Below are 24,206 nucleotides of genomic sequence, written 5' to 3'. Positions count from 1 at the left end.
TGCTCGATAAATGGGAATTATGATTATTAAAAGATCTGACCAAGTCGCGTTGCAATAAAACCTGCACACCCATAGCGGTCAATTTAAGCTACGGGTGCTGATTTTTATGCTATTTTAATTGTGCTTGGATCAATTTATCTAGTTGCGCTTGAGGAATAGCCCCTGGAATTATTTCATTGCCAATAATTAAGGCTGGCGTTCCTCGCAAACCTAATTGACTGAATATTATCTCATTCTTTTTCACCATCTTCTTTTTCATTTCATTCGCTGTTAACGCCGCTTCAGTACCCGTCATCTCTGCTATTGTCATAATCGATTTACGGTCATGTCGTGATGGTTTAGCCATCATTAAACGGTGTACTTCAGAAAAGGCGGGTCTGTTATTCTCCCATACATTCAAAGCATACCATGCTGTATTGGTATCCAAACCAGGGATCATCCGCTGCTGAAAGGGTAAGTCGATATTAACGACTCGAATTTCAGGATACTTTTTAATCATCTTAACCAGCCCTGACTCTAAACGCTTGCAATAGGAACAGTTGTAATCGGTAAAGTTGATAACGGTTAGTTCAGGGGCCTCTGAACCAAAATAAGAATGCATTGGATTGTTATATAAATAGTCATGATTCTGTTTTAGTGTACTACTGATGCTTCCTTGACCCTCGACGTACTTGGTTAAGTTTTTATGTAATCCTTCAATAATTTCTGGATTCTGCTCTAATAGAACAGCTATTTCGGATAATTGTTTTTGTTGCGCAGCGCTGATATTTTCCGCTGATATGACCGATGAGAACAGCAGGCTTGCTGCAATTGATGTTGATAATAGCAATGATTTCATAAGGTTACCTTAAGAGAAGTATAAACGTAGCCACATACCCATTGGGGTTGTAAAGCCGGTTGTGATTGAAGATATTTCACCGTTTTTGACGATGACGATTGATGGAGTGGCAGTAACATTCCAAGCTTGGCCAAGGTTACCTGTTGTATCGTTAATGACCGGGAAGTTGTACTCTTTGTAAGCCATAAATTGTCCTAAGCGTTTATCATTACCGGATGAGAGAGCCACAGAAATGACTTGGTGACTTGTCGATAGCCAATTTATACTTGGGCTGACGAAGTTACAAACCGGGCACCAAGTTGCCCAGAAATAGAGTAAAACGGGTTTATCGTGACTCATTTTTTTAATATCCACCCAGTCACCTTCCAAGGTACTCATCGAAAGTGAAGGCATATTTGTTGATGGCATATCTCTGCTACGCCAAAGATCAATAGCGATAGAAAAAACTGTAATAATAAGGGTGAATGTCAGGATCTCTTTCATCCACCGTGCTATTTTTGTTTTAGGTTTACCTTTTTTCATCTCTTTATTCGCCATTATTGTTTTTTCCCTGCATTTTCCAGTGCCTGCATAACTTCATCACTGCTTAATAAAATAGGTAAAGGCAAACCTTGTGGGGCATTAGGGCCATAAACCACATTTAGAGGTACCCCAAATCGTTGATGACTTTTCAAATAACTCGTTACCTTGTCGCTTGGTTGAGTCCAATCGCCTTTCATGGTGATCACTCTCTCTTGCTGCAACTCAGAATAGACGGGATCTTGTAAAATAACGCCGATTTTATTGGCTTTACAAGTGATACACCAATCAGCCGTTACATCAACAAAAACGGTATGACCCTGCTTTACATGTTGATCAATGCTATTTTCATTGAGTGGCAACCAAGTCAGATCGTCCTCAATAAGTGCTTGAGTGGTAAGGTTCGCAATAAAAAGCCCCGCACCGGTTAATAGTAAGCTAACGGCTAAAATCACAATCACCGTCTTTTTACCTTGATTTTTAGCTATTAAGTATAAAAAACCAGCACAGAGCAATAAACCAATCACCACGGTTGCTAAGCCTCCGATAAAAGGCACGAGTAAACTTAATAACCACAGCGTGGTCACAAACATCATCAAACCAAAAACAGCTTTTATTTTATGCATCCATAGCCCGGGTTTGGGCATCAATGATATGAGGTTTGGATATAACGCAAAAACCAGCCAAGGCAACGCCATGCCCAGTCCTAAAAAGGTAAATACCATCCACATTTCAAAGACGCTTGCCCCTAAAGCAAAAGCCACGGCAGTCCCTAAGAAAGGTGCGCTACAGGGCGTCGCAAGCAACGTTGCAAACATACCTTGCACAAAATGACCCGAGGTTGAATCCCCCCCCTTATTAGCAATGGATGTTGACAGTCGATTGGGTAATTTAACTTCAAATAACCCCAGTAAATTCGCTGTGAAGAGTGCTGTTATAGTTACCATAAAACCAATAAACCACGGGCTTTGGAACTGAATCCCCCAACCCATCACATTACCTGTGAGCTTTAAAATTAGTAACCCTAATGCTAATAACCAGAACGAGGTTAATATCCCAGATGCAGAGGCTAAAAATTGCAGGCGAATAGTACGTTTACTTAAATGTGAAGAGGTAAGCATACTGTTAAGCTTCATGCCTAATACGGGTAATACACAGGGCATAATATTGAGTATTAAGCCCCCGAGTAATGCAAAACCAATCATGGTAAATAAGTTGCTTGAACTACTTTTTACTAACGGTTTATCATCAATCACAGCACTTAATTCATGAGAAAAAAGCGTGTCAGAAACGGTGATATAAACAGACTTTCCGGCTAGGTTGGTTTTTCCTAACCAATTGGTTACCTTATAGGTTGCCGTTACAATGTGATTATTAATGTTGATTGAGGGTTGAGAAAAAGAGTCATCGCTGACCTCGTTACCATCCACAATAATCTGTGGATCCTGCCACTCTTTTGTTTGCTGTAATTTCACTTGCAAATGCTGTGAATCATAGTCAAAGGATGCCTTAATAACATGGGTTGAGTCACTTTGGGTCGGAACGGTTGAAATCCCCTGTTGATATAAATGTTGCGCAGTTGCATCGGCTTTAATATCTGCCAATGTGACAGCGGGCAAATCCAATTCATATTCCGTGAGCACACAAATATTGGTACAGGTCGGAAGTGATAATTTTCCTGAAAAAACAATCGGTTGATTAATATCATCAAAGGTTAATTGCATTGGGAAAATAACATGATGTTTGTAACCAAGGGTCATGATACCTAGTTGCTGATAATAAGTGGGGGTTGGCCAGAGCCATTCTAAATCAGATAGATTACTTGATTGACTCCAGTCAAGTATTGGCGCAACGCCTGCTTCACCTGGCGATCGCCAATAGGTTTTCCACCCACCTTCAAGGTTAACTTCTAGTAAGCCATTGGCTTGGTTATTGGTTTTATCAACCTCACCGGTAAGCATAAAACGCACTTGAACTGGTGGGTGATCGGGATGGGTTAGCCAACCTGTAGAAATAGGTTGTGCTGACACTGAAAAAGCTGACAATAATAGTGATGAGGCGAATAGAATCGCTAATCGCAATATCGCTGTTATTTTAATTAGTTGAAGTATAAACACAGTATTACTCCGGAAATATTTTATAAAAAGATGTAACTATCCAGACGCATAATAAATGTGATCTGTTATTTAAAATCTTCAGATGTTTGCTTAGTTTGAAGAGAAAAAGAGTGAAAAAAGGTATTTATTCACTCTTACCTTAACTAAAAAAATGGCCTGAATAGTTACAAAGAGATAGGTATTAACGGAATTTTTATTCTTGAAATGTGCAGAATGCCAAGTGTCGCCTGATCCCATAATAGCTAATGGGTTCAGTGAAAAGATGGGGGGGGCGTGATTGTTGAAGTATTATAGCGACAATGACCAGCGCTAGAACAAACATCGGAATAGCAAACTCTAGATTAAGAGCAAAAGTATTGATGAGGTGCTCACTGCTGCTGCATTTTGACCCGCTATCATCTTGAGTGTCGGACGCCACTTGTTCTGTCAACTCTAAGTGGGGTGTCAAAGGGCATAACGAGGACCTTCCTAGATTTTGAGAAATGCATACAAAGAGCACAATAGTCACTAATAGTAATGACCATGATGCAAGTGTTTGAGGCTTGTATTGTAAGCGCGAGAATCTCAAAAAATATAACTCAATCTAAAAGTCTGAATATCATCGTATCCTATTGGTAAAGGCAGAAAAGTCAAGATAGTTTTTGTCTCTGTTTCCAACACCCTCGAAGAGCAGGATTGTTGTTTCCTATGCAGGGAGTGTTAAAAAACCTATTTTATATCAGTGGTATAGACTCAAACAGGAATACTATACAGTCTCAATCATTGCTTCATCAGGGCGAATAAAATTCAAATACTAGCCTTAATCTGCATCCTTTTTGATGAGCATTTCTGAAAAAAGGTTTGAGTCCCATCTTTTTTTTGCATGTAGGTTTTAGCCTACTTTGCCCTGAATAGTAATGTAGATAGCCGCATCGGTTATTCGTATGCCTTCGCTTGAGATCGTTTGTTGTAACTTTCATTGTTGGAGTTCCGCCCCGAGCCATTTTTTAATATTGAAATGCCCAACTGCTTTTTAACGCACCACCTCAGACATTACGTCCCTGTACTGGCTGAGGTTAGAGAAATCTAGGCCGAGCCTTCTCATAAAACTAAACTGTCGTTTAATTCGTTCTATGTTTTCTCTTGCTAAAGCAGTTGTTCATTTCAATAAAAATGGACTGGGAATTTGTAGCCGCATTGGTTTGGTTTATTTATAAAAAGGTTTGGATGTCCCGCTTTTTGCCCCGCGATAATCGCTTTGCCTGTTATATTTTCATTCTACGGCTACAGTATAAAACGCCAGCAAGAAGGATCATTATTGTCGTTTCAAAGGGCCCCATAGCACCTCCACCTGTGTAGCCTTCTGCGTGTACAACTTTAACCTGTTCAGGATTTTTTTTGATTTTATCTTTGAACTTTTCTAGCTGCACAGTGAGATTTGAAATCATATTTGTGGTGGCATCTTCAAAGCTCTTAATACTGTCCCGTCGTAATTCTTCACTGAGGTTTATTGGGGTTGAACGACCTTTTACATTACTGGTTCCGGGCGCTCTAAATAGCAGGCTTTTACTCTGAATGTCATATACTGCTGTATCTAACATGGTACTTGTATCATTTTTCTCACCAGAAACAAAATACGCACCAACGAGAGTCCAGTAGGTTAATGACAATAAACCTTCATCGGTAAATTGAACCTGATCATATGAAACCAAGGCGATCAGATCAATCCCGTACATTGTTTTTATCTGTTCAAGATTTGCAAAACCACCCCCAGCTGTTAGGTATGCAGATGGAATAACTTCTATATCACTAACGAAATCATGCACTCTAAAGTTATCTGCAACTTTATTAAGAAGATCTGTTTTATTGGCTTCAGTAAGTGCGCCACCACCCACAACGCCTGACCACAGATTAATTCCTCTGGAGCGAGGCGACTGCTCAGGAACAAAGGCGATTCCTACTTTTATCGGGATATTGAGAGTTGGTATTGAGGGTTGTACGACGATGTTCGACTCTTTTGGATAGAGGTAATCTACAACGCTACTTTTAGTTCTCGTTTGTTGTCCAGCACATCCCGATAGTTGTGTTATCAAAACCGTTATTACGATGCAAATCGATATTCTATAATTTATGCTCATATTTATACCTTTTTGTCTGATATATCTAGCGGCTATACAAATCTAACATTTTATTAGGTGGAACCAATGTCGTTTTTCCACAATAAAGGTGTCCACCAATTAACTTTAGTTGATATTAAAAATATATTTTGTATGTGCTTGTTGATCTGTCATATTCAAACAATAAATAATGAGTAAAGATGGGGGCGCGGGCTTTAGCCGGCTTTGTTCTGAATAGTAATGTAGATAGCCGCATCGGTTATTCGTAAGCTTTCGCTTGTGAGCTGATGATTTTTATTCTTCGTGGATATTCCGCTTGTTTTGCTCTACATAGCCCGATAGTCATGTAGATAGCCGCATCGGTTATTCGTAAGCCTTCGCTTGTGGGCGTTTGTTGTAACTTTTATTGTTGGAGTTCCGCCCTGACGGCGTGTTACTTTTTCTCAACAGCAAGAAAAAGTAACCAAAAAGTGCCGTTCCGAACGTTTTTTATTCTTGACTGCTCAATCACTTTTTAACGCACCGGCTTGGACAGCACATCCCTGTGCTGGGCCAAGCCTAATGAAATCATCCATGATTTCCTTTGCTAAAGTAATTTCTCAGCCAAGAAAAACGTAAACGGAAAGCAATACACTAGCCGCATTGGTTTGGTTTATTTATAAAAAGGTTTGGATGTCCACTTTGATAAATCTTCAGTTGAAACCAAAGTCGCAATATCACTAATATTACCAATCATTAATTTAATAGGCATGCTGCCTGAATCACTATTAAAAACACCAATTCGTAACTCTTGCTGATGTGAAAACTCCAAATCTTTTATAAATGGGCCAACTTCATCATGCCTCTCTTTTATATCTACATACTTCACAAGGCTTGGGATAAATTTGTAACCATGCATAATTGCAGAGTCCTTTATTCTGGACAGAAAAGTCTCTGAATCATTAATAAATACAGCTGTGTTACCAAACCCAGTTAATACTTGATTATCAATACTGTCGCCTAATGTGACCTCCTCAGAAACATTAATAGGAAGGTGATAAATACAGAATACATTCAGGTTATCAATATTATTGTTGGTTATTATTCCTAAACCGTCATTAAACGTTCCAACCACTTCAGAGATTCCAGTTTCTTTATTTTTGGTACTTAACTGAGCCCCTTTTAGTTGCATCATTCTTTCGATTCCATCATGAGGATCGTGGCGTTGTTCGTTATACTCATTTTTCCGATAAGAAGAGAGTACATCCATATAAATCTCTCCTGTGTCTAAGAGAAGTTTCATATGCTCAAATGCACCGAACTTTATTAAGAAATAATTATCCATTTTGATACACAACCTTTCTCTGCCTATCCGTTTTATAGATCTCACTGCGACGTAAAGGCAGTACCACCTATCTCATTTAAACTAATCTCCACGATATATAATAATCAACAAACAAACAATCAATCGGAACAGTGGGTGTTCAGTAAGCATTTGATTTTGTATAGATAATATCACCGGCAGGGCGAAACTCCCACAATGAAAGTTACAACAAGCGCTCACAAGCGAAAGCCTGCAAACCAATCAAATCAGCTAGGTTGAAAACTCATTGAGATTCTCGACTAAACACTTCGAGAATGACGAAGAATAGTTTATTTGTCGATAAAAATAACAAGGGAAGGTTGGGCGCTCACCTCTTTTGTAATGAATTCGGAAGGAATGAGTCACCAAGCCAATGCGGCTACGAAAATTTCCGTACGTTTTTCTTGTGCTGAACAAGCGCTTTAGCAAGGGAAAACATGGATGTTTTCTCTAACCTCAGCCAGTACAGGGACGTAATGTCTGAGGTGGTGCGTTAAAAAGTGGTTGGGCAGTCAAGAATAAAAAACGTTCGGAACGGCACTTTTTGGTTACTTTTTCTTGCTGTTGAGAAAAAGTGACACGCCGTCAAAGGTGGAAGACCAACAATAAAAGTTAAACCAAGCGCCCACAAGCGAAGGCTTACATATAACCCATGCGGCTACCAATATTACCGTGCAGACCAAAGCGGACTAAAGTCCGCGGCCCGTTTCACCATCTACACGCCGTCAGGGCGGAAGACCAACAATAAAAGTTACAACAAGCGCTCACAAGCGAAGGCTTACAGATAACCAATGCGGCTACCAATATTAACGTGCAGAGCAAAGCGGACTAAAGTCCGCGCCCCGTTTTATCATCGACACACCGTCAGGGTGGAACTCAATCGATGAAAGTCAAACCAATCAAATCGGTTAGGTTACAAACTCATTGAGATTCTCGACTAAAGATCCCGAGAATGACGATGATTATTTTGTTTGCCGATGAAAATTATAAGGTGCGATATGCGAAAGCCTACAATCAAACCAAATCGTCTAGGTCATAGCAAATAACTACAGCAGTTTATAACTGCCATTATCAATCCCATCAATCGTCCAACTGCCAACACGGTAACGGATCAAGCGCAGCGTCGGAAAACCGATATGCGCTGTCATACGTCGAACCTGACGATTGCGACCTTCAGTAATAGTAATACTCAGCCAAGTAGTGGGAATATTTGCCCGCTCGCGAATCGGCGGATTGCGCGGCCAAATATCCGGATCAATCATTATCTCAATTTTAGCGGGCAGGGTTAAACCGTCTTTAAGCTTGACACCTTTACGCAGTTTGTTCAGATTTGACTCCGTTGGCACGCCTTCTACCTGTACCCAATAAGTTTTACTGGTTTTCGCATCGGGCTGGGTGATTTTAGCCTGCAGTTGACCGTCATTGGTCAGTACCAATAACCCTTCGCTATCTCTGTCTAACCGACCTGCGGCATAAACCTCCGGGATATCGATAAAATCCTTTAAGGTCTGGCGTCTGTTTTCAGGATTGCTCTCGTCGGTAAACTGGCTCAGCACATCAAAGGGCTTATTAAAGAGTAGGATTTTTTGTGGACCATTTAAAACAACCGCTTTGCTTTTCTGCGCGCTGCTTTTTCGCACAGGTGTTGGCGTGGTCTTGGTGCGATTATTTTTAAAGCGTTGATTCGATTTTGTAAACACAAGTCTCTACCCCTAGCAAATATAAAGAGCGCGATTATAGCAGACCTCTCTTTGTCAGGGGGCTTCATGGCATTAAAATTACATCTTTTTTGTCGATTTAGTGGAGAGAAAATAACCCTGCAATTTTAATAAATTGGCGTTCAATTGACCATCTAAGTGGACTATTTATCAGTTTTCGTTATGATAAAGGCCTAATTTTTTGTGGCATAGTAAATTTATAACAGTTTTTATGCTTAGTTAAAAAATTCTAACTCTTGTTAAAGGAAATAATATGACAGATAAATCAGCAAAGATTATTTATACACAAACGGATGAAGCACCTGCACTGGCGACACACTCACTGCTACCCATTGTGAATGCCTTTACAAAAGCTGCTGATATTGTTGTTGAAACACGAGATATCTCTTTAGCGAGTCGTATTATTGCCAACTTCCCTGAACAGTTGACGGCTGAGCAACGCTTGCCGGATGCTTTATCTGAATTAGGTGATCTTGCCAACACACCTGAAGCAAATATTATCAAATTACCTAACGTCAGTGCGTCAGTTCCTCAGTTACATGCTGCGATTAAAGAGCTGCAAGCGCATGGTTACGCTCTCCCTGATTTTCCTGAAAACCCGCAAACTGATGCTGAAAAAGAGGTGAAAGCACGTTATGCCAAAGTACTAGGCAGCGCGGTAAATCCGGTACTGCGTGAAGGTAACTCAGATCGCCGTGTTGCTGAGGCGGTTAAACAGTATGCGCAAGAACATCCGCACCATATGGGGGCTTGGAGCAAAGACTCAAAATCACATGTTGCTTATATGCAAGAGGGTGATTTTTATGGCAGCGAGCAGTCTGTCGTTCTCACTCAAGATGATGATCTGAAAATAGAATTTACTAATACAGCGGGTGAAGTCACTGTATTAAAAGCGTCCACACCGGTATTAAAAGATGAAGTGATTGATGCGTCGGTAATGAGCAGTACGGCACTGCGTGCGTTTTTTGAAGCGCAAATGCAGGATGCAATCGATAACAACATTATGCTTTCTCTGCACCTTAAAGCCACTATGATGAAGGTATCAGATCCTGTTATTTTTGGCCATGCAGTTACGGTTTACTTTAAAGAGGTATTTACTAAATACGCGGACTTATTTGCACAGTTGGGTGTTGATCCAAGTAACGGTCTGGGCGATGTTTATGCAAAAATAGCTAATTTACCTGCTGCGCAAAAAGCGCAAATTGAGGCCGATATTCAAGCCGTTTATGCAACACGTCCGGCACTTGCAATGGTTGATTCTGATAAAGGGATCACTAACCTGCACGTTCCAAGTGATGTGATTGTTGATGCTTCTATGCCCGCTATGATCCGCTCAAGTGGTCGGATGTGGGATACGCAAGGTAAGCTTGCAGATACGAAGGCTCTGATACCCGATCGTTGTTATGCGGGTATCTACCAGAAAACGATTGAATTTTGTCGTGAAAATGGTGCATTTGATCCGGCAACCATGGGCAATGTTTCTAATGTTGGACTAATGGCGCAAAAAGCGGAAGAGTACGGCTCACACGATAAAACATTTATTATCCCTGCAGCAGGCACAGTTAAAGTTACTGATGGCGCAGGTAATATGCTAATGCAACATGCTGTGGAAGAGGGCGATATCTGGCGTATGTGTCAGGCTAAAGATGTTCCAATTCGTGACTGGGTGCGTTTAGCGGTTAGCCGTGCAACAGCCACTGGTCAACCTGCTATCTTCTGGTTAGATGAAAATCGTGCACATGACAGAAACTTGATTGTAAAAGTAAATCACTACTTGAAAGATCATGATACAGCCGGATTAGATATTCGCATTATGTCGCCTAATGAAGCGATTAAATTCTCTTTAAAACGCGTGCTTGCCGGTGAAAATACCATCTCGGTAACGGGCAATGTGTTACGTGATTACCTAACCGATCTGTTCCCGATTTTAGAGCTTGGCACAAGTGCAAAAATGCTTTCAATTGTACCGCTACTTGCTGGTGGTGGTTTGTTTGAAACAGGGGCGGGCGGCTCGGCACCTAAACATGCGCAGCAGTTTATTGAAGAAGGGCATCTGCGTTGGGATTCGCTGGGTGAGTTTTTAGCACTGGCGGTTTCTATCGAAGATATTGCAGCGAAAACGGCTAATAATAAAGCGGTCATTCTTGCTAAAGCGCTGCATATTGCCAACGGTAAATTCTTAAAAGAAGATAAGTCACCTTCACGTAAAGTGAATGAGCTTGATAATCGCGGCAGCCATTTCTATCTGGCGTTGTACTGGGCAGAAGCGCTGGCAGCACAAACAGAAGATGCACAGCTGCAGGCTACCTTTGCACCCCTTGCAAAAGCGTTGGCTGAAAATGAAGCGGCAATTATTAACGAACTAAACGCAGCGCAAGGTAAAAAAGTGGATCTGGGCGGTTACTTTCATACCAATCCGCTTAAAGTTGCGGCTGCAATGCGTCCAAGTCAAACGTTAAATACTATTTTAGCTGCAATTTAATAGCTGTTAACTTAGGTTATTTAGCAAAAAGGCGCTCACTGAGCGTCTTTTTTGTTTTTGGAGAGTTATGATGCTGCACTGTGTTTAACGTTTAAGCATGCTCCAATACTTTGATCTGCTGGCTTGCCTGCTCTAAATTAAGTGCGGCAGTCTCTGGGCCCATGGCCAACGACTCTGCATAAACCACTTCAACATCGTTAATGCCAATAAAACTCAGTATGTTTTTTAAGTAGGGGATTTGTTGATCGCTAACTTGATTTTTATGCGCCCCGCCACGTGTCGTGATAATAATTGCACGTGTGTTGGTAATTAATCCTACTGGTCCCTGTTCGGTATAGCTAAAGGTTTTACCCGCGCGTGCAATCAGATCGATCCAGTTTTTTAACTGTGTTGGGATCATAAAGTTATACATAGGTGCGCCAATCACCAGCAAATCTGCCAATATCAGCTCGTCAATCATTTTATCAGAAAGAGCCAAGGCTTCTAGTTGCTTATCATTGAGCTGCTCGGGGGCGCGCATTGCAACTGCAATTTCACCATCTAAAACAGGCAAGGGCTGCAGCGCAAGATCGCGCTCGGTAATGGTTGCCGACTGTTGGTTATATTGTGCCAATAGTTGATCAATTAATTTCGATGAGCTGGAGTGTTCACCTAAAATACTCGATTTTAACGCTAATACATTAGTCATGATTTTATCCTTTGGGTTCTTTTCTATTAGTATACTGAGGATAAAAAATAATAAAATTGCATCTTGTCGAATAGTTTGTTCAGTTTTTCTGAACTGTTTTTTAGCCGGTTTTCAGATGCCAAGTGTCTAAATTTCGGATCGCCCGCTACTAGCTTAATCAGTACTGTTTTCCACTTACTTGTAAGTATTACAAGCGCGGTCTAATGAGTAGATAGAGCAGCATCTGATAAATAGATAAGCAGATCTAAGCGAGAAAAGATGAACAGAATGGTTGTTTAAAAAAAGAATATTGCCCGTAAGTACTTATGCGTGCTCACGGGAATGGGTTTGCTTTTCCCTGTGCATTTGCGAGCTTAATGAAATACACGATGAGAAAAATGTAAAGGCCTCGCCCCTTGCATCAACCTAGAAAATTCATCTATGGTCAGCTCGATTAACGACTCGTGATCTCCCGCCTCGAGATATAAACAGGGCTGTTGCATCAAATATTGATCATACACTCTGTCCATGTTGTAAGGTTCTGCGATGGGGGGGACTGCCCCATGGTCACAATCGGTAAACAACTGATAAAGCGCCGCTTCTTTGATTAGATGAAACTGTTTATTTAACATTTCATTGAGTGTTATTAAACTGACTTTATGGCTGGCCGGCAAAATTGCCATTAGCTTCTGACCTTCGCTGTCTTCGAGCACGACGGCTTTAACGAGTTGCTCTGCAGGAATATTTGAGGCAATGGCAGAGCCTAGGGAATTATGGCTTGGCGAATGTCTTAATAATTGATAGTGAATATGCTCGTTATCTAAATATGTATTCACTTTTTTTACAATACTCATGATCAGACCTCCTTTAGTGATTAGTTACACTAAAAGTATAGTTCAAAGCATCTTGACGGATCTGAAATTAGCATCTAAAAATAAGATTTCATTAGCCGTGTGGCTTGTTTATGAGGTCTCATTTTATGGCATCATTCTGCATATCCTGCTTGTGTTGAGGCGAGCTGGTAACCGATCGATTTATTACAATAAAGAGAGGGAGAATGATTAGGCTGGGAGTGTTATTTATAAAAAGGCTATTTTTGATAAATAGCGTAAGGTCTGTATTTATGAAGTGGTGGAAAATATTTTCACCACTTCGTTGTTAAGCAAAAAATGCTTGGTTTTTATTTTTATTTTTAGTTTTTATCCCACTGATTCCTTTTATTCCTTTCCATTACGTTTTATGAAATAGTATTTCATATAACCGGCAAAAACAGCGTTTAACACAATCATGATAGTAAAAGTGACAACGGCTGAGTTATCCATTAACACAGAAAAATAATTCATTATAACCTCCTGCTTTTTTATATATAAAGTAGATGACGGTAGTCACCCAATTAACTCCTTGTTGTTTCACAATAGATGAAAAAACAGTTAAAAATGTGATCTCACAGAAATTTGTTATAAAAAGAAAAAAAAGTTTTTTTGCTAAGTGGTGTGGGTCACGATTAATCAAAGCTAGGAGTCTGAAAAACGCGCAATAGAGGCAAGTGTAAATAAAAAAAGTGTGAAAACTTGATGATTTTTAATATTAAAAATGAATAAGCTTGGCCTGACAAGGAGGGGAATAGACCCTGTTTTTTACAATCTAGTAAAAAATGGGCCGTTCAGTCAAACGTCAAATTTAATGACGGGGTCTCGTTTTATGGGATCACGGTGCAATCGGTTAGATACCTAACTGATCCAGCAAATCCTGCTCTGCTTGGCTGCTGCTATCTTTGGTCGTTTCTTGATTTTCTGTGGGTGTATCCGGTTGAAAATCAAATAACGCATCAATATCAAAGATCTCTTTTTCCTCAAATGTTGGCAGTTTTATGAATTCTGTTTTATCCATAGCCAACTCTAAATAGAAGATATTGTTTTGTTCCGTGGTAAAGGTCACGCGTCGTGCCTGCGGACGATCCAGATTGGTATCTATGGAAAGCATGACTTGTTTATTAATGGTTAACATCTTAGGTTGATTTTGTGTAATAGAGGTGTGTAGCTGTTCGCCTATTACACCAGTAAAATCGCCAACAATTTGGTTCATCAGCTCACCCATCACATCACCCACATCATTAGCTGTGTGTGATTGTGCTAGCTCATTTTTTGGAATTCCCATATGAATCATGTATTTTTGGTATATCTCTATGGCCGCTTTAGCGGTGAAGTTGATAATAACTAATCCCGAAAAACCACCATCAAAAAGAACAAAACATCCAAGATCTGGTTTTAGACAGGTTTTATTGATCTTTTGCACCATAGCAGAGTAGCTAATTGGACGGTCAGTTGCGGTAGTGAGCACTGACTTTACTGAATTGCATAATACCAGCAGAATATCGTCAGTTGTTATTGTTTTAGCTTTAGCCATGGAAATCCTTATTAAAGAGATAGTTTTTTATATAGACTCAGACAGTTGAAATTATTAATAATAAACAGGTTTAACGTAATCTTGCCAATAGTACGCCATTAGTTAATCTCTGTTTTATCTTAATGCACATTTTGACAAAATAGTCGTTAATAATATGTTTAGAACAATGACGGCAGCAGACAAAGAAAATAATTGCTCAATGCGATCTCACTTTATACAAAGCTAATTATTGTACTCAATCATTGCAAGGTAACTAAAATGCGCTTAACCATTTTTCATAAACTGTTTGTCTCTTTATTACTTACCAGCACTATCATGATGGCTGGCATGGCCCTGCTGATTAATAATAGTTTCCAAAGTGGCTTACAAATTTACCTTAATCAGCGCAAGGTAGATAAACTCGAAGTGATTGCATTGCAGGTCAGCCAATATTACTCAACTAAAAATGGCTGGAAAGAGATTAAAGCTCAGCCCTATTTATGGGAAAATTTACTCAAGCAGGTTTTTCGGCGATCTGAAGATGGTAATCACCCGGAGAGGCATGAGCGAGGGAACGGTCGGCTTTCATTACATGACAAAATCATCCTCTTAAATGATCAAGGCATGCCTGTTTTTGACTACCCAAAAATGCGCAGACATGGAAACCGTGATCTGCAATTAAACAATGATCTGCAATTAAATAAGGATCCGCAATTTATTAACGTGCCGGTCACGTTTGATAATAAAACGGTGGGTTGGATTTCCATTATGCACAGAGAAACCATTCCCAGTCCGCTGGCCGAAAGCTTTTTTAAACAGCAGCTAAATAATTTTTATCTGATTGCTATCTGGGTCGCCCTGTTTTCCTTTGCTGTTGCGGGTGTATTGGTCCGCCATTTTCTTAAACCGTTAAAGCATCTGCATTCAGGTGCAACCGCCCTGCAACATGGTGACTTTCAACAGCAAATCCCGGTACAGGGAAATGATGAATTAGCTGAGTTGTCACAAACCTTTAATCAGTTAACTAATACACTCAAGCAGCAAAAGAAACTCAGAGATCAATGGCTGGCGGATATCTCGCATGAGTTGCGCACCCCGGTTGCTGTGCTACTCAGTGAAATAGAAGCGATTGAGGATGGCATACGTAAACCGGAGCCTAAGTATATTCAATCACTGCATGATCAGGTGGTAAACCTGAGCTTTTTAGTCGATGATCTCTACCAATTATCCCTCTCGGACTCAGGGGTAAATATCGACAGATCGCAGCGTGTTGATCTTACTCTGCTGCTTGAGACTATCGCCAACCAGAATGAGGCACGCTTAAGCGAAAAACAGATTCAGCTAAAACGGATCTATGAGGGGCCCGCTATTATGCTGCAAGCGGATCGAAAATCATTAACTCAGCTGATCTCAAATATTTTTGAAAATAGCTATCGTTATACCGATTCTGGTGGTGTGATGCAGATAGTCTTATCCCAAAAAGGAGAATATATCGAGCTGATTATTGAAGATAGCGCGCCAGGGGTACCCAATGAGTCATTGGAAAAACTCTTCAATCGACTCTATCGTGTTGATAAATCGCGCAGTAGAGCTAATGGTGGCTCCGGCTTGGGTTTATCTATCTGCCAAAATATTGTCAACGCTTATGGCGGAAAAATCAGCGCAAACCATTCCCCTTTAGGTGGTCTGCAAATTAAAATTTCGTTACCGATCAAAGAGGTATAAGCGATGAATTATCAGGAAAAAACCATTCTTATTGTTGAAGATGAACCCTCGCTGGCGACTGTATTATGTGAATATTTTGCACAATCAGGATTTCAAACTCATATCATAGATAACGGTTTGGAAGTGATCGACTGGGTTAAGCGCTACCAGCCTGATCTGCTGATCCTTGATTTAATGCTGCCGCAACGTAACGGGCTGGATATTTACCGAGAGCTGCGCACTTTCAGTCAAGTGCCGGTGGTGATGGCAACGGCCAGAATCGATGAGCTGGATCGCTTAATTGGACTCGAACTGGGCGCCGATGATTATATCTGCAAACCATACAGCCCAAGAGAGGTGGTGGTGCGGGTGAAAAATATATTACGCCGTGTCAGTGATGAGGGTAGGGCGCAGGAAAATCAGCTTGGGCTGCATATTGACGAGAGCAAAATGACGGTCTCGCTTAATGGACAAAACATTATCTTAACGCCAGCGGAGTTTCGTCTACTTGCCTTTTTTAGCAAGCACCCGCAACAGGTATTTAGCCGCGAGCAGCTGATGACCCATATCTATCAAGACAGCCGGATAGTGACCGACCGTACCATTGACAGCCATATTAAAAATCTGCGCCGTAAATTGCAACAGGCATCACAAGATACATCCTCGACGAGTGAATGCATTAAATCAATATATGGCGTCGGTTATAAACTGGCGCTATAAGTAATCTCAGCGCTAATATCCTTATTTTCTCCATAATTCCTGCGCATTCTGGTTTTATAGTTAATTCATAAGTTAAGTGCAATCAACAAGCCTTATTGAATGAGATGCAATTTATTCGTTATCGATATTACGAATATCGGCTAAACCAGGAGAGAGAATCATGAAAAAAAATCTATTTATTACTGCCGCCCTATTAATGGCAAGCGCTACTTACAGCTTTGCAAATGCGGACAATTTTAAACCCATGACCTTTGCGCAACACGATACAAATAGTGACGGCGTACTGTCCAAAGACGAGGTGCGCGGAGGTTTGCTAGCAAACTTTGCAGAATTTGATAGTGATGCCAGCGGCGCGCTTTCAGTAGAAGAATTTGCCGCTGCTAGAATGGCTAAGCAAGGCAGAGCAGGCAAGTTCGCTAAACAGCTAACGTTCGCCGAGATGGATCTCAACAGTGATGGTCTATTATCAAAGGCTGAATTTGCAGCGCTTAAACAGCACAGAAAAGATCACTCAGGCAAAGCGTATAACCGTCCAACTTTTCAAGAGATGGATAAAAACAGTGACGGCGTACTGGCAAAAGAGGAAGTAGGCAGGCGTTTATTGGCACATTTCGCTGATTTTGATACAGACGCCAACGGCACGCTTTCTGCAGAAGAATTTAGCGCAGTTAGAATGGCGAAGCAAGGCAGACACCATAACCGTCCAACTTTTCAAGAGATGGATACAAACGGTGACGGCGTATTGGCAAAAGAGGAGGTCGGCAGGCGTTTACTGGCAAATTTTGCTGAATTTGACAGTGATGCCAACGGCACGCTTTCCGCAGAAGAATTTGCAGCCGTTAGAATGGCTAAGCGCGATAGAGGCGGTAAACACCATAACCGTCCAATGTTTGAAGCTATGGATACAAACGGTGACGGCGTACTGGCAAAAGAGGAGGTGTGCGGACCTTTACTTGCCGATTTCGAACTCCTTGACACGGATGGAAACGGCTCTCTTGCAAAAGATGAGTTAGCACAGGATAGAGGTCTAAAAATACAGAAATAACAGTGATATACGAATATTTTCATAAGGCGCTTTGGTAGCGCCTTTTTTGCATTTTTCGGGTATAAACCTGATAATTTTTATTCACTTATTATAATATTTTTGAAATGCTTTTTCTTGCTGAAAAGAAAATCAATATCAGGCGGGAAATCTTTATTTGCTTTGCCAAATTTCATCATATCGAAAATTTTAAATTCAGTTAACACTGCGTATTGATAGGGTTTGAAATCATTATTGGCCTGCAAAGTCGGATCAAAATAGAGGTCACCTTGCCTGATAATGGCATGCTCGATCAGCGGATCTTGGCAACGGTAACCGAGAACATATCTTTCGCCCCGCCCATAGATAACATTCATATAGCTGTTGTAAAAACTTTCATCTGCCTGACGTGTGCAGTTTGCCAACGCATCGTCCGGCATCGCATTGACCGTGACGATCCGGATATTTGCAGGATTTAAATTTAAATTACTCAGTTGTTGATGAATTGCTTGAATAGTTAGCTCTGTCACTTTAGATACCGTTTATGTAGTTAATAAAATCGCCAATATTATACATAATTATCTCTCAAAAGCGTTAAACTATAATCTAAATCCGAGCTACCGGCATCTACAGCTAGCTTGGGTAGACTTAAGTAGAGCGGGACCGCAAAACATATTTGTAGCTGCAATATGCTTAAAGCCTAGCTGTTTCAGATCTACTATTGGCTCTGCCCCTGCTTAATCACAGCCTATATTGCCGCACTGATAGGGTGAATAAAAGTTAAACACACGATAGAAATTAACCGAGGGTAGGTTTACAATAGCTCCACAAATTCAAGGAGGGCAACCATGTTTAACCCAAAAAAATTAGAAGATATCGCCAAACAAGTTAGCGATTCGTTGCCTGCGGGCGTAAAAAACTTCGGTGAAGAAGTTGATCGTAAAATCAAACAGGTATTACAAGCACAATTGGGTAAACTTGATATGGTTAGCCGTGAAGAGTTCGATGTGCAAACACATGTGTTATTGCGTACGCGTGAAAAACTTGCTGAAATGGAAACGAAGTTTACTGAGCTTGAAAATAAATTAAACCAGACAACTAAAAAAGAAGACTGAGAAATAAAATGAAAGAAGGGTATTTAAAAAGCGCAGAGCTGTTTGTTGAACAGGTAACCAAGCAGGAGCAGTTATTTGGTTTGTTTGACGAAAATGAAGGCTGGGCCAACTGCCATGCACATGATAATAAAGATGCGAAAGCGGTTTATCTGTTTTGGTCTGATCCCGCTTTAGCTGCAAAACTACAATCCGAAGAATGGGCTAACTACCAGGTCCGAGCGATAACGCTTCCCCTGTTTTTCGAGTCTTGGTTAGACGGAATGCAAAAAGAAGAGGTTTTTGCAGGTGTAAACTGGGATCAAGAGCTCTGCGGCTTAGAGATTGAAGCGATGGTTTTGAAAAACGCATTGATTGAAAAAGAGCAAGAGCTGAGTAAGCAAGAAACAGAATAAGTGTAGATTGAGAATCAGAGCTAAATAAAAGCCGCAAAAAAGTAAATTTTTTGCGGCTTTTATTGGCTTTTTATTTTTAACCGGGTAACAGTTTATTCTTCCGGGTAAGTGCCCCAGCCATCGTAATCAATGTCGAAAGATTGGCTAAGGATCAGCAGCTTTTCAACATCTTCCATAATCGCTTCCTCATCCAAGTTCATTTCCACAACCACATCAAAACTTAAAATAAGCGAACCATCTTCAAGCTCTAACTCTTCCGGATCTGTGACTTCATAACCTTTCTTAAAACAGGCAATTGCTGCTTTTTCTAAGAGGTCAAAATCACTGCAAGAAAGGTGGTGTTCAACCATATAGACAGCATCTGGATTGCTGCCATCTTCGAGAAGAGCTTCAACAATCTCTTCTGTTTCTTCGCGAAATTCTGCTAATAACTCGTTTAACTCTGCCGTTTTTTCCATTATAAATTCCTATTAACCACAACAATTCTTATTACTATCCGGACGTTTCACTTCTGCATTTAGTTGCTCGAACTTCTCTAACATAATGGCATGAGCATCATTCATTAAACGCCGTATTTCACGTTTTTTATACTGTGATATATCCATCGGTTCAAGCATTTCAACAATTACTTCACCGTTATCCCAGCGATTTAAATTAACCTGCTGGTGGGTATCTGAAATAACGGTCGGTACAATATTAACCCCCGCTTGTAACGCCGTATGGAATGCGCCCATTTTAAATGGCATTAACCCTCGGCCCCGGCTGCGGGTTCCTTCGGGGAAGATCCACACGGCTATATTTTTAGCGCGCATCTGCTCCACGATATCTGTGATGGTGCTTTTTGATTTATTTTTATTGTCCCGGTCGATCAAAATATTACCGGTTAACCAGTAAATAATGCCAAAAAAAGGTATCCAGACCAGACTTTTTTTACCTATGGTCACTGAGTCCGGCTGCACGGCTGCTGTGGTTGTGACCATATCGCAGTTATTTTGGTGATTGGCAATATAGACTACCGAGCCGTTATTTTTAGCGCTTTCTGGTATGCGCACTGTCACTTTCAACCCGACCAATCGGGACATTTTGCTAAATAAGATGGCAAAATGGTAGGTGTTTTTGGGGTTGCGTGGACTGAATAAGCAATAAAAGACAGCGTACACACTCATCAAGATCAGACTTAAAGTAATTAATATAATACGAATAATAAATAACATGATTTCTTATTTCTCTTGTTCTGTTATAACGTCTACTTTATCAACACGCTGTAATCCGCGCGGCAGTTTATTGCCGCGGCGCCCTCGTTCACTTCTGTAATGTGCTAAATCACTGGCTTTTAAGGTGAGCTTACGTTTGCCTGCATGAAGCGTTACAGAGCTGGCTATCGGGATAATTTTCAGCATAGTAACAAACTCTTCACGCTTAGTCGCTTTTGCTGAGCTGATGTTAATCATTTTATTTCCTTTACCTTTACTTAAACTCGGCAAGCTATTAACCGGGAAGATTAACATACGGCCTTCATTGCTGATGGTTAAGCACAAGTCGTCTTCGCTATCACTGAGTTTTTGCGGCGGCATTAACAACGCTTTTTCGGTGAGATTTATCATTGCCTTACCATTTTTATTGCGGCTATTAATATCACTGAATTTGGCGATAAAGCCGTAACCATGATCGCTGCTGATGATGTAGCGGTCATCATCATCGCCCATTAACACGCTCACAAATGGCACGTTGGAGTTTTGATTAAATCGACCTGTTAGCGGCTCCCCTTGAGAGCGCGCTGAGGGCAGTGAATGCGCATCCAGAGAATAAGCGCGGCCAGTACTATCGATAAATATACAGCTTTGATTACTTTTACCCTGGGCGCTGGTAAGGAATTCGTCACTGGCTTTATAACTTAATGCATGCGGGTCGATATCATGTCCTTTTGCCGCGCGAACCCAGCCTTGACTGGATAATACAATGGTCACGGCTTCGCTTGGTGTCAGCTCTTTTTCGGTTAATGCTTTTGCTTCGAGGCGCTCTATCAGAGGCGAACGTCTGTCATCACCATACTTGAGCGCATCCGCCTGGATCTCTTTTTTTACCAAGGTATTTAAGCGTCTTTCTGAGCTTAATAAAAGTTCGAGTTTCTTCTGCTCTGTACTTAATTCAGCCATCTCTCCGCGAATTTGAATCTCTTCTAATTTAGCAAGTTGGCGTAGTTTTATTTCTAAAATGGCATGTGCTTGTTTTTCGGAAAGGGAAAAACGTGAGATTAATTCGGCTTTTGCATCATCAAAGCTGCGGATGATTTCAATCACTTCATCAATATTTAAATAGGCGACTAATAACCCTTCTAAAAGGTGCAGACGCGATAAGATTTTGTCGAGGCGGAACTGTAAACGGCGGCGAACGGTGGTAAAGCGATAAACTAACCATTCAGTTAAAATTTTCAGTAGCCCTTTTACCTGCGGACGCAGATCCAAGCCGAGCATATTGAGGTTAACTTTATGGTTAACTTCCAGATCGGTTGAAGCAAACAGATGGTTCATTAATGCTTCGCTATCGATTCGGTTTGAGCGCGGTATAATCACTAATCGGGTCGGATTTTCATGATCGGATTCATCGCGCAGATCAGCCACCATCGGCAGTTTTTTATCCTGCATCTGTTTGGCAATATCTTTTAGAATCTTACCGCCTGATACGCGATGAGGGAGGGCGGTAATAATAATTTCACCGTGATCAACTTGATATACCGCGCGACTTTTAAAACTGCCTCTGCCGCTTTCATAAATCTTTTTGATATCACGGGCGGGGGTGATGATCTCCGCTTCCGTCGGATAATCCGGGCCTTGCACAAACTGCAGCAAATCATCCAGCGTCGCTTTGGGATTTTCAATTAAATGACAGCAGGCTGATGCGACTTCACGGACATTATGCGGCGGAATATCGGTTGCCATACCAACGGCAATACCGCTGATACCATTAAGTAAGATATGCGGCAAACGTGCAGGTAACAGCACCGGTTCTTTCATGGTGCCGTCAAAATTGGGCTTCCAGTCGGTTGTGCCTTGAGAGATTTCCGTCAGTAATATTTCTGAAAAAGCAGATAAACGAGATTCGGTATAACGCATCGCAGCGAATGATTTAGGATCGTCGGGTGCACCCCAGTTACCTTGACCATCAATCAAGGGGTAACGGTATGAAAAAGGCTGCGCCATTAAGACCATCGCTTCGTAACAGGCACTATCACCATGCGGATGATATTTACCTAATACATCACCGACGGTACGGGCAGATTTTTTATGCTTAGAAAGCGCGGATAAACCAAGCTCAGACATCGCAAAAACGATACGTCGTTGTACCGGTTTTAAACCATCTCCGATATGAGGCAGCGCGCGATCCATGATCACGTACATGGCGTAGTTGAGATAGGCATCTTCGGTAAATTTGGCAAGCGGGAGCTTTTCAATACCTTCTAAGCTTAAATCTAATACTTCACTCATGTTTAACAACCCTGTTTATCTGATGTTGGAAAAAGGCGCTAGTATAGCGTAATAGCAGCGTGACAAAAAATTATCTGATCATCTTTAGTGGGGATTTGTGAAGAAAAAGACGAGAAAAAATGCACGGCCTATTTATCGCGTTAGGCGTCGTGCATTTTTTAGCTATTTCGCGCTTAAATTATAACTGGGAGAATGCTTTTTTAGCCGCAACCAAGGTATCTTCAATATCTTGTTCTGTATGTGCTAAGGATAAAAATCCAGCTTCGAAGGCTGATGGCGCAAGATAAATACCTTGTGCGAGCATCAAGTGGAAGAATTTTTTGAATTTCTCTACATCACAAGCGCAGACCTGTTGAAAGTTGCTTATCTGTTTCTCCTTTGTAAAGAATAAACCAAACATACCACCGACATAGTTAACGGTTAACGGTACATTTTCCTGTGCCGCCACTTTTTCTAATCCAAGTGCTAATTTTTTTGTTTTTTCGGCAAGTTGTGCATACTCTGGCGTATCCAGTGCCGTTAATGCTGCGAGTCCTGCATGCATTGCAATTGGATTACCCGATAATGTGCCCGCCTGATAAACCGGACCTGTGGGCGCAATATGTTGCATCACTTTTTTCAACCCGCCAAATGCGCCGACCGGCATGCCGCCGCCAATCACTTTACCTAAGGTGGTCAAATCCGGGGTTACACCGTAATAAGCTTGTGCGCCGCCCAGTGCAACGCGGAAACCGGTCATCACTTCATCGAGAATAAGCAGTGCATCATGTTCATCACAAATCTTCCGCAATCCCTGTAAAAACCCCTCGTTTGGCGGGATACAGTTCATATTTCCGGCAACGGGCTCAACAATGATACAAGCAATTTGCTCTGGGTATTCATTAAACAGTTGCTGCACCGATTGAAGATCGTTATAGATTGCGGTCAGTGTATGTTTTGCAACGTCGCGCGGAATACCTGGTGAGCTTGGTTGACCCAGTGTTAATGCCCCTGAGCCTGCTTTTACCAGTAGTGAATCAGCATGGCCATGGTAACAGCCTTCAAATTTGAGTATTTTATCGCGCCCGGTAAAACCTCTGGCTAGACGAATGGCACTCATGGTTGCTTCAGTGCCCGAGCTTACCATGCGCATCTGCTCCATTGAGGGCATTAAGCTTTGTACTTTTTCTGCCATGGTTATTTCAATTTCAGTTGGCGCGCCAAAACTCAATCCATTTTCAGCCGCGGCCAAAACAGCGGCTTTAATGTCAGGGTGGTTATGACCTAAAATCATCGGTCCCCAAGAGCCAACATAATCAATATATTTTTTCTTATCGACATCATAAATATAAGCATCTTGTGCTTTTTCAATAAAAAGTGGCTCACCACCAACGCCGTTAAATGCACGAACGGGGGAGTTCACTCCACCGGGGATAATTGCTTGTGCTCGATTGAAAAGCTGGGTAGAGAGGCTCATAAAAGTCCTAATAAAGAGTGTAATAAAAAGACAATATAGCAGGTTCTGCGGTATGATAAAAATTGCTGTTTGCATTATTGATGCTTCTTTCCTGTATCATATTGCTTTGAGCTATCTATTTTATATAATTAGCCTTTTATTTGTTGTTG

Annotated in this window: 20 protein-coding genes; 6 read left to right on the top strand and 14 right to left on the bottom strand. The window is 41.2% G+C overall.

Features of this window, described 5'->3' with window-relative positions:
* Window positions 1-109: 109 nt before the first annotated feature.
* The 6 genes from ACJAT7_RS06740 to ACJAT7_RS06715 form a co-directional block, all read right to left on the bottom strand.
* Complete coding sequence (locus ACJAT7_RS06740) at window positions 110-838, bottom strand: DsbA family protein (RefSeq protein ID WP_415226033.1); 729 nt, start codon at window positions 836-838, stop codon at window positions 110-112.
* 9 nt (window positions 839-847) lie between these two features.
* Entirely contained in the window at window positions 848-1,375 is a 528-nt protein-coding gene (locus ACJAT7_RS06735; protein WP_415226032.1) for a protein disulfide oxidoreductase, read from the bottom strand.
* The gene (locus ACJAT7_RS06730; protein WP_415226031.1) at window positions 1,375-3,474 is read right to left on the bottom strand and encodes a protein-disulfide reductase DsbD family protein; all 2,100 of its coding nucleotides are present in this window, start codon (window positions 3,472-3,474) and stop codon (window positions 1,375-1,377) included. The genes ACJAT7_RS06735 and ACJAT7_RS06730 overlap by 1 nt, the downstream gene beginning before the upstream one ends.
* Window positions 3,475-4,718: 1,244 nt before the next feature.
* Complete coding sequence (rhlP, locus tag ACJAT7_RS06725; protein ID WP_415226030.1) at window positions 4,719-5,591, bottom strand: rhombotarget lipoprotein; 873 nt, start codon at window positions 5,589-5,591, stop codon at window positions 4,719-4,721.
* Between the two features lie 631 nt (window positions 5,592-6,222).
* On the bottom strand, window positions 6,223-6,894 hold the full coding sequence (locus ACJAT7_RS06720) for a hypothetical protein (RefSeq protein WP_415226029.1): 672 nt from the start codon (window positions 6,892-6,894) through the stop codon (window positions 6,223-6,225).
* 1,064 nt (window positions 6,895-7,958) lie between these two features.
* Complete coding sequence (locus ACJAT7_RS06715) at window positions 7,959-8,552, bottom strand: pseudouridine synthase (RefSeq protein WP_415226052.1); 594 nt, start codon at window positions 8,550-8,552, stop codon at window positions 7,959-7,961.
* Between the two features lie 331 nt (window positions 8,553-8,883).
* Between ACJAT7_RS06715 and ACJAT7_RS06710 the strand changes: the two genes are divergently transcribed.
* Complete coding sequence (locus ACJAT7_RS06710; protein WP_415226028.1) at window positions 8,884-11,112, top strand: NADP-dependent isocitrate dehydrogenase; 2,229 nt, start codon at window positions 8,884-8,886, stop codon at window positions 11,110-11,112.
* Between the two features lie 91 nt (window positions 11,113-11,203).
* On the opposite strand, the gene ACJAT7_RS06705 is transcribed toward ACJAT7_RS06710, so the two are convergent.
* From ACJAT7_RS06705 to ACJAT7_RS06695, 3 genes are all read right to left on the bottom strand, one after another.
* Window positions 11,204-11,800: an FMN-dependent NADH-azoreductase gene (locus ACJAT7_RS06705; protein WP_415226027.1), complete on the bottom strand. Its 597-nt coding sequence runs from the start codon at window positions 11,798-11,800 to the stop codon at window positions 11,204-11,206.
* 353 nt (window positions 11,801-12,153) lie between these two features.
* Window positions 12,154-12,633, bottom strand: coding sequence for an aminoacyl-tRNA deacylase (locus ACJAT7_RS06700; RefSeq protein ID WP_415226026.1), 480 nt, complete (start codon window positions 12,631-12,633; stop codon window positions 12,154-12,156).
* A gap of 868 nt (window positions 12,634-13,501) precedes the next feature.
* A complete protein-coding gene (locus ACJAT7_RS06695) occupies window positions 13,502-14,185 on the bottom strand; it encodes a DUF3334 family protein (protein WP_415226025.1) in 684 nt (227 codons plus the stop codon).
* A 258-nt stretch (window positions 14,186-14,443) separates the two neighbouring features.
* Between ACJAT7_RS06695 and ACJAT7_RS06690 the strand changes: the two genes are divergently transcribed.
* The 3 genes from ACJAT7_RS06690 (at window position 14,444) to ACJAT7_RS06680 (ending at window position 17,633) form a co-directional block, all read left to right on the top strand.
* Window positions 14,444-15,889 (top strand): ATP-binding protein, encoded by a 1,446-nt coding sequence (locus ACJAT7_RS06690; RefSeq protein WP_415226024.1) that lies wholly within the window; start codon window positions 14,444-14,446, stop codon window positions 15,887-15,889.
* A 3-nt stretch (window positions 15,890-15,892) separates the two neighbouring features.
* On the top strand, window positions 15,893-16,588 hold the full coding sequence (locus tag ACJAT7_RS06685) for a response regulator (protein ID WP_415226023.1): 696 nt from the start codon (window positions 15,893-15,895) through the stop codon (window positions 16,586-16,588).
* 160 nt (window positions 16,589-16,748) lie between these two features.
* Window positions 16,749-17,633 carry an EF-hand domain-containing protein gene (locus ACJAT7_RS06680; protein WP_415226022.1) on the top strand — a complete coding sequence of 295 codons (885 nt, stop codon included), beginning with the start codon at window positions 16,749-16,751 and terminating at the stop codon, window positions 17,631-17,633.
* Window positions 17,634-17,710: 77 nt separating this feature from the next.
* Here the strand turns inward: ACJAT7_RS06680 and ACJAT7_RS06675 are convergent, their stop codons facing one another.
* Window positions 17,711-18,139, bottom strand: coding sequence for a hypothetical protein (locus ACJAT7_RS06675; RefSeq protein ID WP_415226021.1), 429 nt, complete (start codon window positions 18,137-18,139; stop codon window positions 17,711-17,713).
* Window positions 18,140-18,457: 318 nt separating this feature from the next.
* Between ACJAT7_RS06675 and ubiK the strand changes: the two genes are divergently transcribed.
* Complete coding sequence (gene ubiK / locus ACJAT7_RS06670) at window positions 18,458-18,724, top strand: ubiquinone biosynthesis accessory factor UbiK (RefSeq protein ID WP_415226020.1); 267 nt, start codon at window positions 18,458-18,460, stop codon at window positions 18,722-18,724.
* Window positions 18,725-18,732: 8 nt separating this feature from the next.
* On the top strand, window positions 18,733-19,116 hold the full coding sequence (locus tag ACJAT7_RS06665; protein ID WP_415226019.1) for a DUF2750 domain-containing protein: 384 nt from the start codon (window positions 18,733-18,735) through the stop codon (window positions 19,114-19,116).
* Window positions 19,117-19,208: 92 nt separating this feature from the next.
* On the opposite strand, the gene rraB is transcribed toward ACJAT7_RS06665, so the two are convergent.
* The 4 genes from rraB to hemL form a co-directional block, all read right to left on the bottom strand.
* Complete coding sequence (gene rraB, locus ACJAT7_RS06660) at window positions 19,209-19,574, bottom strand: ribonuclease E inhibitor RraB (protein ID WP_415226018.1); 366 nt, start codon at window positions 19,572-19,574, stop codon at window positions 19,209-19,211.
* A gap of 12 nt (window positions 19,575-19,586) precedes the next feature.
* Window positions 19,587-20,330 carry a 1-acylglycerol-3-phosphate O-acyltransferase gene (locus ACJAT7_RS06655; RefSeq protein ID WP_415226017.1) on the bottom strand — a complete coding sequence of 248 codons (744 nt, stop codon included), beginning with the start codon at window positions 20,328-20,330 and terminating at the stop codon, window positions 19,587-19,589.
* A 6-nt stretch (window positions 20,331-20,336) separates the two neighbouring features.
* Window positions 20,337-22,601, bottom strand: coding sequence for a DNA topoisomerase IV subunit A (gene parC, locus ACJAT7_RS06650; protein ID WP_415226016.1), 2,265 nt, complete (start codon window positions 22,599-22,601; stop codon window positions 20,337-20,339).
* A 178-nt stretch (window positions 22,602-22,779) separates the two neighbouring features.
* Window positions 22,780-24,057 (bottom strand): glutamate-1-semialdehyde 2,1-aminomutase, encoded by a 1,278-nt coding sequence (gene hemL, locus ACJAT7_RS06645; protein WP_415226015.1) that lies wholly within the window; start codon window positions 24,055-24,057, stop codon window positions 22,780-22,782.
* Window positions 24,058-24,206: the final 149 nt, after the last annotated feature.

The organism is Psychromonas sp., assembly GCF_047632995.1.
Classification (GTDB): Bacteria; Pseudomonadota; Gammaproteobacteria; order Enterobacterales; family Psychromonadaceae; genus Psychromonas.
This window is presented reverse-complemented; position numbering and strand designations above follow the sequence as displayed.

Bases quoted from the DNA above. Each gene is read 5' to 3' on its own strand.
- ACJAT7_RS06740 (WP_415226033.1), bottom strand. From the start codon at position 838: ATGAAATCATTGCTATTATCAACATCAATTGCAGCAAGCCTGCTGTTC.
- ACJAT7_RS06735 (WP_415226032.1), bottom strand. From the start codon at position 1,375: ATGGCGAATAAAGAGATGAAAAAAGGTAAACCTAAAACAAAAATAGCA.
- rhlP (WP_415226030.1), bottom strand. From the start codon at position 5,591: ATGAGCATAAATTATAGAATATCGATTTGCATCGTAATAACGGTTTTG.
- ACJAT7_RS06720 (WP_415226029.1), bottom strand. From the start codon at position 6,894: ATGGATAATTATTTCTTAATAAAGTTCGGTGCATTTGAGCATATGAAA.
- ACJAT7_RS06710 (WP_415226028.1), top strand. From the start codon at position 8,884: ATGACAGATAAATCAGCAAAGATTATTTATACACAAACGGATGAAGCA.
- ACJAT7_RS06705 (WP_415226027.1), bottom strand. From the start codon at position 11,800: ATGACTAATGTATTAGCGTTAAAATCGAGTATTTTAGGTGAACACTCC.
- ACJAT7_RS06700 (WP_415226026.1), bottom strand. From the start codon at position 12,633: ATGAGTATTGTAAAAAAAGTGAATACATATTTAGATAACGAGCATATT.
- ACJAT7_RS06695 (WP_415226025.1), bottom strand. From the start codon at position 14,185: ATGGCTAAAGCTAAAACAATAACAACTGACGATATTCTGCTGGTATTA.
- ACJAT7_RS06690 (WP_415226024.1), top strand. From the start codon at position 14,444: ATGCGCTTAACCATTTTTCATAAACTGTTTGTCTCTTTATTACTTACC.
- ACJAT7_RS06685 (WP_415226023.1), top strand. From the start codon at position 15,893: ATGAATTATCAGGAAAAAACCATTCTTATTGTTGAAGATGAACCCTCG.
- ACJAT7_RS06680 (WP_415226022.1), top strand. From the start codon at position 16,749: ATGAAAAAAAATCTATTTATTACTGCCGCCCTATTAATGGCAAGCGCT.
- ubiK (WP_415226020.1), top strand. From the start codon at position 18,458: ATGTTTAACCCAAAAAAATTAGAAGATATCGCCAAACAAGTTAGCGAT.
- ACJAT7_RS06665 (WP_415226019.1), top strand. From the start codon at position 18,733: ATGAAAGAAGGGTATTTAAAAAGCGCAGAGCTGTTTGTTGAACAGGTA.
- rraB (WP_415226018.1), bottom strand. From the start codon at position 19,574: ATGGAAAAAACGGCAGAGTTAAACGAGTTATTAGCAGAATTTCGCGAA.
- ACJAT7_RS06655 (WP_415226017.1), bottom strand. From the start codon at position 20,330: ATGTTATTTATTATTCGTATTATATTAATTACTTTAAGTCTGATCTTG.
- parC (WP_415226016.1), bottom strand. From the start codon at position 22,601: ATGAGTGAAGTATTAGATTTAAGCTTAGAAGGTATTGAAAAGCTCCCG.
- hemL (WP_415226015.1), bottom strand. From the start codon at position 24,057: ATGAGCCTCTCTACCCAGCTTTTCAATCGAGCACAAGCAATTATCCCC.